The following is an 11,807-nucleotide window of genomic DNA, read 5'->3' on the forward strand; positions in this document are numbered from 1 at the left end:
GCTATTAGCGCGGCCGTTTCCGATTAAGGCCCCCGTTTTCCGGAGCCGTTACAAGGTTAAGAGAAAATACCATGTCGCGCTATAACGCAAAGGCAACTGAAGCCAAGTGGCAAAAGGTTTGGGCAGACGCCAAAACTTTCAAAACAGATACAAATTCTGACAAGCAAAAATATTATGTGCTTGAAATGTTCCCATACCCATCTGGACGTATCCATATGGGCCATGTGCGGAACTATACCCTTGGCGATGTTGTTGCGCGTTACCGTCGTGCTAATGGTTTTGAAGTGCTGCACCCAATGGGTTGGGATGCGTTTGGTATGCCGGCTGAAAATGCTGCGATGGAGCGCAAGGTACACCCAGCTGACTGGACATACGATAATATCGCCAACATGCGCGATCAGCTTAAGCAGGTAGGCTTTGCGATTGACTGGGACCGTGAGTTTGCCACGTGTGATGCTGAATATTACGGTAAAGAGCAGCAGCTGTTCATTGATTTCTTTAAGAATGATCTTGTTTACCGCAAGGAAAGCTGGGTGAACTGGGACCCGGTTGATAACACAGTGCTTGCGAACGAGCAGGTGATTGACGGTAAAGGCTGGCGTTCTGGTGCGGATGTAGAGCGCCGCAAGCTTTCCCAGTGGTTCCTGAAAATTACAGACTTTGCTGATGATCTCTTGGATGGTCTTAAGACACTGGACCGTTGGCCAGATAAGGTACGTCTGATGCAGGAGAACTGGATTGGTCGTTCTGAAGGTTTGAAATTTGATTTCACTGTTGATGAAACAGGCGAGAAGCTTCCAGTTTATACAACACGCCCTGATACGATCTTTGGCGCTAGTTTCTGTGCGATTTCTGCTGATCACCCGCTTGCGCTTAAGCTTGCAGAAGATAATGCAGAAATGGCTGCTTTCATGGAAGAGTGCCGCGCGGGCGGAACCACAGAGGAAGCGATCGAGAAAGCGGAGAAGAAAGGCTTTAACACAGGCCTTCATGTGCAGCATCCGTTTGACCCTGAATGGAAACTGCCAATCTATATCGCAAACTTTGTTCTGATGGATTACGGTACAGGCGCGATTTTCGCTTGCCCTGCTGGCGATCAACGTGATCTTGATTTTGCACGCAAGTATGATTTGCCAGTAATTCCTGTTGTACTTCCTGAAGGGGAAGAAGAAGCAGGCTTCACTATCGGTGATGAGGCCTACACAGGTCCAGGCAAGATGATTAACAGCCGCTTTATGGACGGTATGGCGCATACTGACGCTAAGGCAGCGATGATTGACCGCGCCGAAAGCGAAGGCTGGGGTGAGCGTACAGTGAACTTCCGCTTGCGTGACTGGGGTGTTTCCCGCCAGCGCTATTGGGGTACCCCAATCCCGTTCGTACACTGTGACGATTGTGGTGTGGTGCCAGTAAATTCGGAAGACCTACCGGTTAAACTGCCGGAAGATGTTTCTTTTGAAAAGCCAGGTAATCCGCTTGAACACCATCCAACATGGAAGCACACTAAATGTCCGTCATGCGGCAAGGACGCAGTGCGTGAAACCGATACCATGGATACCTTTATGGATAGTTCGTGGTATTTCCTTCGTTTCGTAACACCAGACGCGGAAGCACCGTTTGAAGCAGGTGCGGTGAATGAATGGTTGCCTGTAAACCAATATATTGGTGGTGTTGAGCACGCTATTCTCCACCTTCTTTATGCTCGTTTCTTCACTCGCGCCCTTAATCATGTAGGCCGCACGGATATTAAAGAACCGTTCGAAGGCTTATTCACGCAAGGCATGGTGAACCACGCTACATATAAAGATACAAACGGTGATTGGGTTTTCCCTGAACTTGTTCGTAACCGTGAAGACGGCACTCTCTTCCGTTCTGATAATGGCCTTGAAGTAACTGAAGGCCGCATTGAGAAAATGTCCAAATCCAAGAAAAATGTGGTGGACCCGGACGATATCATTGATCAGTACGGTGCGGATACGGCCCGTTGGTTTGTGCTTTCGGATAGCCCTCCAGAGCGTGATCTTCTTTGGACAGAATCTGGTATTGAAGGCGCGTGGCGCTTTACCCAGCGTGTTCACCGCATGGTGCTCGAAACTGCGAAAGATTTGCCTGCTGCAGGCACAGCTGTTCCAACTGATCTATCTGATAGTGCGCTTCAAATGCGTAAGGCAGTGCATAAAACGATCAAAGGTATTACTTCTGATATCGAGAACCTGCATTTCAACAAAGCAGTGGCGCGTATTTATGAATATGCAAATGCTGTTAGCGCGAAATCAGAAGGTGCTGGTAGCGCTGAGGTGAAACGTGAAGCACTAGAGACGCTTATCCTTCTTATCAGCCCGATGATGCCGCATTTGGCGGAAGAAATGTGGAAAGAGCTAGGCCACGATAGCCTTGTATCTGAAGCAAATTGGCCAAAAGCCATTGAAGAATTCACCGTGGATAACACAGTGAAAATGGCGGTTCAGGTGAACGGTAAGGTGCGCGATACTATCGAAGTAGCGAAAGATATGCCAAAGGATGAAGTTGAAGCTGTTGCGCTTGCAAGCGAGAAGGTGAAAAACTTCATCGATGATAAAACAATCCGTAAAGTGATTGTGGTACCGGGCCGTATCGTTAACATCGTTGCTAACTAAGGAAAAAACATGATGCGTTTGATTGCTGTATTTTCGCTCTTCCTGCTCACGGCTTGTGGGTTCAAGCCGCTTTATGAGGTAGGCGGTTCGAGTGCAGCGCTTCAGGCGCAGTTTTCTCAGATAGAGGTTGCGCCTATCCCTGATCGTCTTGGTCAAGTTATGCGTAACCGTTTGTTGGACAGGCTTAATTCATCGGGTAACAAATACCGTTTGGAAGTGGTACTTGAACAGTCTTCTGAGCAATATGGAACTCGGCCGGATACTGCAAAAACGCAAGAACAGCTTACTATGTTTGCGAACGTGAAGCTCATTTCCTTCGAAGGGGCTGAGCCTAAAGTAGTGATTGAAGAGCGTATGCGTGCCCGCACTTCTTTTGATGTTGTTCAGTCTGATTTTGCAGCGGTGGCACAACGGGAAGATAGCGCTGAGCGCTTGGCGCTTGAGATGGCAGAGCGTATTCAGCGCCGTTTGGCTCTTTATTTTTCTCAGGCAAACTAGGGGCGAACGCCGGTGAAGGTTAAACCAGCCGAGATACCATCTATCCTGAAGTCACTGTCACCAAACATACGGGCGGTGCTTGTTTTTGGGCGTGATGAAGGTTTGGCGCGGGAACGGGCTGATACCATTAGTAAGCAGATTGCCCCCGATCTCTCTGACCCGTTTCAAGTTGCGAAACCAAGCACAGCTGAAATTAAAGAAACTCCGTCACTTCTCCTAGATGAAGTATCGGCCATTTCCATGATGGGGGGCCGCAGGCTTGTGCGTGTGGATGGTGCAGGCAATGAAACCACACCAGCTGCCAAACTGGTGCTTGAAAGTGAGATGGGTGATGGCCTTCTCGTCATGACTGGCGGTGACCTGAAAGGTACATCAAGCCTCAGGAAATTGCTGGAAGGGGCAAAAAATGGTCTTGCGATCCCTTGCTATGAGGATAGCACGCAGGATTTGATGGGGCTTATCCATACCATGCTGTCAGAAGTGGGGCTTGGTGCTACGCAGGATGCAGTTTCTTATCTCGTGGAAAATCTGGGTAGTGACCGTATGGTTTCCCGTGGAGAAATTGAAAAACTGATTATCTACAAAGGCACAGGCACAGGGCAGGTAACACTTGCAGACGCGGAAGCCTGTGTGGGGGATACAGCTGCCCTTGGTATTAACCAGATTGCTGAGGCCGTAACTGGTGGTGATCTGGTGCGGCTTGAGAAGCTTATGGAACGTGCCCGTACATCAGGTGAAAATGCCATTGCCATTCTGCGGACACTGCAAAACCGGGTGATGCGCCTGCATTTAGCCCGCGGTTTTATGGATCAGGGCATGTCAGTTGGTGAGGCAGTTGGTAAGTTGCGCCCGCCAGTGTTTTTCTCTGAAAAGCCAAGATTTCAGCAGGAGCTTTCCCGCTGGCCCACCAAGAAGCTTGAGCGCGCGCTTGAAATCCTGATGGAAGCAGAGCTTGACTGCAAGACAACAGGTAATCCAGCAGATGTGATTTGTGCCCGAGCGCTTCTTAGTATTGCTAAAGCGGCACGTTAAGTAAGGATATTTCATGACCATCACATTCATTGGCGATAGCTTCACTCTTGGTGTTGGCGACAGCGAAGATAAAGGCTGGGTTGGCCGCGTGTGTGAGGAAGCTGGTGTTTCTTATAAGAATGCGGGCGTGCAGGGTGATACCAGCGATGATATCACCGAGCGCTGGAAAGAGGCTGCAGTAGGTGCTGATAAGCTGGTGTTTTGTTTTGGTGCTAATGACTGTCTTCTTAATGAACACCGCCGTGTGCGGGTGGGCAAAGTTGAGCGGCTGAAGAATGCTAAAGCTATTATGATGGCAGCGTCCCGTATGGCGCCTACGCTTTTTATCAGCCCGTTCCCAATTGCTGAAAATGAAATTGCTACCAAATGCATTGCAGACACCGCGCGGCAGCTAAGCGTGGTAGCGAAGATGAATAAAGTGCCTTATGTAAACATCTTTGAAGCGATGAAAGGTGCTAAGGCTTGGCATAGTGAAGCACTAGCTGGTGATGGTGCTCATCCGGGTACGGGTGGGTATGCAGAAGCGGCAAAGCTCATCACTGAGCATTCGGTGTGGCAGGATTTCCTGAAGGTTTAGTCTTCAAGGATCAGGTAACCGTAGCCAAACAGAGCGACTTCCCGACAAAACTCCTCTTTTGATAGATCATTACTGAAAGCCGCAAGCTGGCCTTCGAACATGCAGCGTTCAATAAAGATGTTGTTGAGGAAATAGGCGAGCATTTTTGCTGTTCGTTTCAAATCAGGCCGTTTTACTTCTTCCCTGTAAAGGTTCAGTACAGTTTCCATACTGGCGAGGGTCATTGCTTCAAAACGTGCTGCGCTTTCGCTTACGAGCGATAGGTGTTGTCTGCCGTGAAGGGCTACAGCGCGCATAATATGGCGCTGGTCTGTTAATTGGTCCCATGCAACGAGGGCAATTTGTTCCAGTGCGCCTTTTAGCGTTACACCATCAAGGTTCGGGCGTGCTTCAGGGGAGGCTGACCATTCTTCAATGCGCGCGATATAAAGATCAAACAGTACCTGAATAAAACCCTGTTTTTTATCGAATCGGCGATAGATTGAGGCAGCGGAAACCCCAGCTTCTTTTGCGATCTCCGCTGTTGTGATGTCAGCAAAATCTTTTTCCTTAAGTAATTTTTCAAGCGCATTCAAAAGCTTATCACGAGTTAGCCGAGAACGGGTTTGATGGGTTTTGCGAACACCTTGACTCATTGATAGAAATCCATATATGTAAAAGTAAATTACATTTACATTATAAAGTGAAATATGAATAAAAACAACACTTTATTATGAGTAACAGGCATCAAAAAGAAAGGCCCGGGTTATGACAGCACTCATTCTTCTCGTACTATTGGTTACCGCAGTGGGTATTCCTCTTATCAGTTTGTGGCTTGATAGGCGGTTTGAACGAAATCTGGAGGCGGGTAACGCTGATGCGCGCTTAATGTCCTATAAGGATGTGATGATTTTTCTTTGGAGTATGACTGCGATCGTTCTTGCTGGCCTGTTTGTGTCTAATATCCCGTTCGCTGCTATAGGTTTGCACTTTTCCTTTAGTCAATCTGTGCTGATAGGCCTTGGTGTCACGGTTATACTGCTTGTGGTGATGGTTATGCAGCATCTACATCTCTTGAAATCACCGGAGGCAATGGCTGATGTCGAGGCCACTTTTACTGGCAGCGAGGGTATCCGCAGGTTTATGCCGAGGAATGAAACTGAATATAACCGTTTTAATCTGGTTTCTATCACGGCAGGGATTACGGAAGAGATTATCTTCAGGGGGTATATTATCTGGGCGCTAAGCCTTGTGATGCCTATTTGGGTTGCTGCGGTACTATCGCTGGTGTCTTTTGTGGCAGCGCATGCTTATTAGGGTATATCCAAGGCATTGATGGGTGTTGTGCTAACAGGGGCAGCCTTAACCCTTATAACAATTCTGTCGGGCTCACTTTTACCTGCGATTATCTTGCATATCGCTGTGGACCTGAACAGTAATCTTATCTGCAGGCTCGTAAATAACAAAGCCAGCGCTTAATCTCACAGGCTTAAAAAAGAACCAGCCTCAAAGACTTGCGTCTCTGAGGCTGGTACATTTCGGAAAGTTTGTGCGCTACAATCTTAGTTAAGATTGATTGGCGCAGGTTCTTCGCCGCCTTCCGCAGCTGGGGCCGCGTCAGCGTTTTGCGCTTCCTGTGCAAGTTGTGCACGGTAAAGAGCTTCGAAGTTGATTGGCTCGAGAAGCAGTGGCGGGAAACCACCGTCACGAGTAGCATCTGCAATAATGCGACGAGCAAATGGGAACATCAGTGTAGGAGCCTGGATAAGCAGGAATGGCTTAGCGTGCTCTTCAGGGATGTTGCGCATACCGAACATAGAACCGTAAGAAAGCTCTACAACGAATGCTACATGCTCTTCGCCTGTTTCTGTTTTGTGTGTAGCTTTAGCAGTGATCTTTAGATCTACTTCAAAAACTTCTTCGTTAACTTGGCGAACACCAACGTTAACATTTACATCAATTGCTGGCTTTGTAGTCGCAGCAGCTTGAAGGCTTGCTGGAGCATTTGGATTTTCAAAAGAAAGATCGCGAATATATTGTGCCAGAACACCTGCTTGTGGTGCTGTATCAGCCGCGCCACCTACTGGTGTTTGTTCGTTTTTATGTTCTTCAGCCATTGTAATAACTCTTAATGTTTTTTGTCTCCCGCCCCCCGAGACAAAACGGACAGGCGTATCTGGGGAAAACGGCTAGCATGGTTTTAGGCCTCGAACAACATGGAAATGCGCCAAAGGCCTAGGATTCTCTATTTTTTATCTGGATTTTTATCAAAATCATGCTGAGTGATGATCTGAACGTGGCTATCTTCTTTCTCGCTCTGTTCTTCCCAGTATTCACCATCAACAACTGTGTTGTCTCTGCGGGTGTGTGATGTATGTGTGCTTGAGCGAACTACCACGTGCGCGAGCCCCGCTTTCCCAAGTAGTAGGCGCAGTGGTGGGATAAGAAGTAAGGCACCTAGTGTATCCGTTACAAAACCCGGGATGAGCAGAAACAAGCCTGCAATGAGCAGGAAGAAACCGTGGATCAGGTTTTCACCAACCGGCTTACCTTCCCGTGAAGCAGATTGCATGTTTGCAAACACCTGCATACCCTGGAACCGAACAATAGAAAGGCCTACTGCCGCAGTTAAAAGGCAGAGAAGAACAGTAGAGAAAGCGCCGATTTCGCCACCTACATCAATGAGCACACTCAGCTCTATTACCGGGATACTGATAACAAAAAGTAATATGATTAACGCCATTTCTTGTTCTTTCGTTCGATTCCTCTTATTTATAAAGGATGAATCTGGTCCAGGTTCAATAGGCAGCGTATGTAAATATACAAAAATCGAATGAAAGAGTGCGTGTAAAGCTATGATGGATATAATTCTGCTTGCAATGGTTGCGGCCTTCATATTGTTGAGATTGCGTTCCAAGCTGGGTGAACATTCTGAACAGGATCGTTTTCCGCCTCCGGCTGCGAACGGTGGCTCTATGGGACAGCAAAATAGCACCTATGATGCTGAACCAGTGCAAAATGAGAACACCGTTGTTGATCTAGAAGGTGATCCTGCTCTTCGTCATACATTTATGGATATTCGCCGTCAGGATAGTAGTTTTGATGTGAACCAGTTCCTTGATGGTGCGCAACAAGCTTATGGTATGATCCTTGAAGCTTTTTGGGCCGGGGACCGTGAAACACTAAGGAATTTCCTTGATGATTCCGTTTATGGGCAGTTTGAAGCAGCGATTACATCTCGTGAAGCGGGTGAACTAACCCTTGAGAACCGCATTGTTGATATTGATAGTACTAAGGTCGTGGCTGCTGAACTTGCTAACAAAGTGGCGGAACTTACCGTTCAATTTAAATCTGAAATTGTAGCTGTTACCCGTGATAAAGACGGTAATGTTATTGAAGGCGATGTAAGCGACGTTGTTGAAATGAATGATAGCTGGACCTTTTCTCGCAACGTGAAATCGCGAGACCCTCGCTGGACACTGGTCGCTACACGCGCAGGGTAGATCATGCGGACGCTAAACCTATTTATTTTGATTCTTGTCATTCTAGCGCTGCCCCTGTTGGCGGCGCTTTTTATGCTTGAAAGAAAGCCAGAGGGCCTCAATTTCAGCCGCGCGGCCTTTGCTGATCTCCCCGGATGGCAGAATGATGCGCTGATGGAGGCATTACCTGCACTTCTGAAAAGCTGTGAGAAAATCAAGATTATTCCAGTAGGTCGCCGTATGCCGGGGGCGTCTATTGGTGGTACTTATGGTGATTGGCGAGAGGCGTGTAATGCAGTTGAAACAGTTACCGACAGAGCTTCGCTTGAACAGGTGTTAACCACACATTTTACGCCGCTTTCTGTTTCCGCAGGCAGCAACCCTGATGGGGTGTTCACGGGCTACTATGAAGCCCTTTTGAAAGGCAGTCTTCAGGAAACAGAGCGCTTTAATGTACCGCTTTATAGTCGACCACCTGAGCTGGTTATGGTGGATCTTGGTAAATTCCGCCCCAGTCTTAAAGGCCAGCGTATCGCAGGGTCTGTTAAGAATGGCAGGCTTGAGCCTTATTCCAGTCGGAAAAATATTGAAGAAGGTGCGCTTGGTGATCGTGGGCTTGAAATCCTGTGGGTGGATAGTGCGGTGGATGCCTATTTTCTTCATGTGCAGGGTTCTGGTCGTGTATTAATGCCAGACGGCAGCTTTTACGGTATTGGGTATGCTGCGCAAAACGGTCATGCGAACCGGCTTATTGGTCGCCGCCTTATAGAAATGGGTGCAATTGCCCGTAAGGATATGTCTGGTCAGGCGATCAGGCAGTGGCTCGCAGACAACTCTGATCAAATGATGGATGTTTTGAAAACCGATCCATCTTTTGTGTTTTTCCGCCCACTAAAGAATGGTGATGGACCTTATGGTTCAGCAAATGTTGTGTTAACGCCGGGCCGGTCACTGGCTGTAGACCGCAAACATCTGCCGCTTCATGCGCCTGTGTGGCTATCCGCTTCACACCCTGATCCAACTGATCCCACTGTTGCAGAGGTGCCGCTCAACCGACTTATGGTGGCGCAGGATACAGGCGGTGCTATCAGTGGTGAAATCCGCGGTGATGTTTTCTGGGGATTTGGTGATGATGCAGAAGAAATCGCAGGTCGTATGGCAAATCGTGGGCGCTACTGGTTACTGCTTCCTAACAAACTTGCAGATAAACTGCTGGAGCAGGATTGATGCCGCCAATGGGCGACAAGAAAAAGAAGAATCCGCTTTCTGAGCAGGACAAAGCCTTGTGGGAGCAGGTTGCTAAAACCATAACGCCCCTTAAGGAACGTCCGAATGCGCCTGAAATGAAACCAAGAACCATGGTACGGCGCAAGGAAGATGCAGCCCCTATTCCTGATGAATGGCGGCGCCACAATGCCCCGGTACCAAACAACTTTGTCGAAAAACGCACTCAGCGAAAGATTGCGACAGGCAACAAAGATGTTGATCGTTCTATTGATCTCCACGGCTTGAATAAAGAACAGGCCTATGGTGTGCTCCGTTCTGCAATTGAGGGCGGTATCAGGCGCGGCGATAAAGTGCTTCTTGTGGTAACGGGCAAGGGCGGTAAACGGTTTGCCCAGCTTGCACCGGATACACCCACAGCATACCGAACGCGAGACGATTTCGACCAGCATGGTGGTATCTTAAAGCAAGTAGTTCCGGAATGGCTTCGAGGTCATGAAATGCGGCCATTTGTTGAAAGCTTTGGGCCTGCTGCAAAGCATCATGGTGGCGATGGTGCTCTCTATGTGTTGCTTCGTAAACGGTTTGCGCGGAAGAAGACATGACTCCGTTTGGTGTGAAAATGCGAGAGCTCAGGGCGAAAAAAGGTGTGAAGCAGGCAGAGATGGCTGCTGATCTTGGGGTAACACCTGCTTATCTTTCAGCGCTTGAACACGGTAAACGTGGCGCGCCTTCCTGGGCTTTTATTCAGAAGATTATCCAGTATTTCGAGCTTATCTGGGATGATGCAGAGGAACTAACTGATTTGGCACATCTCTCAAAACCAAAAGTAACCATCGATACGGCGGGCCTTGATCCCAGAGCAACACGTGCCGCTAATCTACTTTCCCAGCGTATTGGGCGCCTTGATAGTCGTGCGCTTGATCAATTACTTGCTCTTCTTGGTGAACGTCCAAGCCGCGGCCAGTAACGAAACTGTCCGCCTTGTCGTAGGAATATCCATTTCACCGCATCATGCCCCACTTCATCGATAGGCTGGTTGTCACGGCTTGGAAAATACAGATGTTTCCGTATGTCATTTGAATAAATACGGAAGAAAATCCATGAACAAGTTTACTGCGACAGCGACAGCAATCTTGACGCTTTGTATCTCAGGTAGCGCTCTGGCCTATACTGGGAGTGAAGTCCCTAAAATTGCTGCTCTTACCCTAACTCTTTCTGATCCGGGTTGGGACGGAAAGAAAGTGCCCGAAGGCCAGCAGTGTTTGAAGTTTGGCGGTAGTGGGCGAACGCCTCGGATCGAGGTGCGGGATATTCCGAAAGGAACAGATGTACTGATTTTTGAGTATAGTGATCATAATTACCGCCCTAATGATCATGGAGGGCATGGCAAGATTGGTTATACACTTACCGAAGCAAATACATACAGCATCACTGTACCCTCTATTGAGGGACATACGTTTGAATTGCCGGAAGGTTTTTTCCTTGTTGAAAAACATCGAGGCAAAGGGTGGGATAAAGAAGGGGCATATATGCCGCCGTGTTCGGGTGGGAATGGCCACAACTATTATGTCACGGTGAAAGCGGTGAGTGATATGGAAAAAACCAGTTACCGTCTGCTTGGTGAAAGCCGTCTCGAGATGGGGATTTTCTAGGTAACTGGCGGCGGCTTGCTTCCCAAGTGCAGGCCGCCAAAGCTAATCGGTTTCGGGCTTCCATTTTTCCTTGCTAAGCAGCCAGCTATTTACTTTCTGGTGGAAATTAATCCATCCGGGAATGGTCTCTCGGCTGCCTGTAAATTCAAAACCAGTCTTGGCCAGTGTTTTGTTGGGGCTTTCATTTTGTGCGTTAGGCTCGCAGCGTATCTGTTTCAGGTTGAACTGCTCGAAATAGCGGCTGATACTTTCGCTGATAAAATAGCTGCCTAGCCCAGATTTTCGGCTTAAGGGGTTCCATACATGAAGGTGGATATACCCCTCTTCTCCGTATGTAAGCTTGTTAATGCTTGAATGGCCGATAGGGGTGCCATCCAGCTCCCACATAAGGTAATGAGCCTGCTTTTCTGAGGAAGGCCGTTGATAGTCAGTCATGAGTAAATCAAGCCACTCTTCTTGCTTGGGCAGTTTCGATTTATCAACACCCATTTTCAGCAGATGAGCATCCGTAGCTTTCAGGAAATAATCAAGAACCAGCTGAAAGTCTTTTGGCTCAATATCTCTGATATGGGCGTTCATATATGTCTCCTTTAGGGAAACAATGCCTGAGTGACCAGTTTCCTGCAAAGTAGCATTCCTTTTTATGGTTTTAACTTATTCTTTCGTTCATGATTTGTTCACTTAGGGTGTGGTTTATGTTATGGCTGTTAAATACTCTTATTAA

General features: G+C 48.0%; 14 protein-coding genes. 10 read left to right on the forward strand and 4 right to left on the reverse strand.

Annotated features, from left to right (window positions below; all coding sequences use genetic code 11):
- Positions 1 to 71 precede the first annotated feature (71 nt).
- From leuS to MF542_RS12005, 4 genes are read left to right on the forward strand one after another with little or no spacing between them, the layout of a single operon-like run.
- On the forward strand, positions 72 to 2,636 hold the full coding sequence (gene leuS, locus MF542_RS11990; RefSeq protein ID WP_247019733.1) for a leucine--tRNA ligase: 2,565 nt from the start codon (positions 72 to 74) through the stop codon (positions 2,634 to 2,636).
- A 9-nt stretch (positions 2,637 to 2,645) separates the two neighbouring features.
- The gene (gene lptE, locus MF542_RS11995) at positions 2,646 to 3,134 is read left to right on the forward strand and encodes an LPS assembly lipoprotein LptE (protein WP_247019735.1); all 489 of its coding nucleotides are present in this window, start codon (positions 2,646 to 2,648) and stop codon (positions 3,132 to 3,134) included.
- Positions 3,135 to 3,146: 12 nt separating this feature from the next.
- The gene (gene holA, locus MF542_RS12000) at positions 3,147 to 4,166 is read left to right on the forward strand and encodes a DNA polymerase III subunit delta (RefSeq protein WP_247019737.1); all 1,020 of its coding nucleotides are present in this window, start codon (positions 3,147 to 3,149) and stop codon (positions 4,164 to 4,166) included.
- 13 nt (positions 4,167 to 4,179) lie between these two features.
- Entirely contained in the window at positions 4,180 to 4,743 is a 564-nt protein-coding gene (locus tag MF542_RS12005; RefSeq protein ID WP_247019739.1) for a GDSL-type esterase/lipase family protein, read from the forward strand.
- Here the strand turns inward: MF542_RS12005 and MF542_RS12010 are convergent.
- Positions 4,740 to 5,378, reverse strand: a complete 639-nt coding sequence (locus tag MF542_RS12010; RefSeq protein WP_247019741.1) for a TetR/AcrR family transcriptional regulator — start codon at positions 5,376 to 5,378, stop codon at positions 4,740 to 4,742. The genes MF542_RS12005 and MF542_RS12010 overlap by 4 nt on opposite strands.
- 112 nt (positions 5,379 to 5,490) lie before the next feature.
- Between MF542_RS12010 and MF542_RS12015 the strand changes: the two genes are divergently transcribed.
- Positions 5,491 to 6,039 carry a CPBP family intramembrane glutamic endopeptidase gene (locus MF542_RS12015; RefSeq protein ID WP_247019743.1) on the forward strand — a complete coding sequence of 183 codons (549 nt, stop codon included), beginning with the start codon at positions 5,491 to 5,493 and terminating at the stop codon, positions 6,037 to 6,039.
- Positions 6,040 to 6,284: 245 nt separating this feature from the next.
- Here MF542_RS12015 and secB read toward each other — a convergent pair whose 3' ends face one another.
- Entirely contained in the window at positions 6,285 to 6,839 is a 555-nt protein-coding gene (gene secB, locus MF542_RS12020; RefSeq protein WP_247019745.1) for a protein-export chaperone SecB, read from the reverse strand.
- Between the two features lie 128 nt (positions 6,840 to 6,967).
- The gene (locus tag MF542_RS12025; RefSeq protein WP_247019747.1) at positions 6,968 to 7,465 is read right to left on the reverse strand and encodes an FxsA family protein; all 498 of its coding nucleotides are present in this window, start codon (positions 7,463 to 7,465) and stop codon (positions 6,968 to 6,970) included.
- 112 nt (positions 7,466 to 7,577) lie between these two features.
- Between MF542_RS12025 and MF542_RS12030 the strand changes: the two genes are divergently transcribed.
- The 5 genes from MF542_RS12030 (at position 7,578) to MF542_RS12050 (ending at position 11,083) form a co-directional block, all read left to right on the forward strand.
- Positions 7,578 to 8,225 (forward strand): Tim44/TimA family putative adaptor protein, encoded by a 648-nt coding sequence (locus tag MF542_RS12030; RefSeq protein WP_247019749.1) that lies wholly within the window; start codon positions 7,578 to 7,580, stop codon positions 8,223 to 8,225.
- A 72-nt stretch (positions 8,226 to 8,297) separates the two neighbouring features.
- Positions 8,298 to 9,431, forward strand: coding sequence for a murein transglycosylase A (mltA, locus tag MF542_RS12035; protein ID WP_247019750.1), 1,134 nt, complete (start codon positions 8,298 to 8,300; stop codon positions 9,429 to 9,431).
- Positions 9,431 to 10,033 (forward strand): Smr/MutS family protein, encoded by a 603-nt coding sequence (locus MF542_RS12040; protein ID WP_247019752.1) that lies wholly within the window; start codon positions 9,431 to 9,433, stop codon positions 10,031 to 10,033. The genes mltA and MF542_RS12040 overlap by 1 nt, the downstream gene beginning before the upstream one ends.
- On the forward strand, positions 10,030 to 10,398 hold the full coding sequence (locus MF542_RS12045; RefSeq protein WP_247019754.1) for a helix-turn-helix transcriptional regulator: 369 nt from the start codon (positions 10,030 to 10,032) through the stop codon (positions 10,396 to 10,398). Before MF542_RS12040 ends, MF542_RS12045 begins: the two co-directional genes overlap by 4 nt.
- Positions 10,399 to 10,531: 133 nt before the next feature.
- On the forward strand, positions 10,532 to 11,083 hold the full coding sequence (locus tag MF542_RS12050; protein WP_247019756.1) for a hypothetical protein: 552 nt from the start codon (positions 10,532 to 10,534) through the stop codon (positions 11,081 to 11,083).
- Positions 11,084 to 11,125: 42 nt separating this feature from the next.
- On the opposite strand, the gene MF542_RS12055 is transcribed toward MF542_RS12050, so the two are convergent.
- The gene (locus MF542_RS12055; RefSeq protein WP_247019758.1) at positions 11,126 to 11,662 is read right to left on the reverse strand and encodes a GNAT family N-acetyltransferase; all 537 of its coding nucleotides are present in this window, start codon (positions 11,660 to 11,662) and stop codon (positions 11,126 to 11,128) included.
- Positions 11,663 to 11,807: the final 145 nt, after the last annotated feature.

Source organism: Kordiimonas laminariae, from assembly GCF_023008165.1.
GTDB classification, from domain to species: domain Bacteria; phylum Pseudomonadota; class Alphaproteobacteria; order Sphingomonadales; family Kordiimonadaceae; genus Kordiimonas; species Kordiimonas laminariae.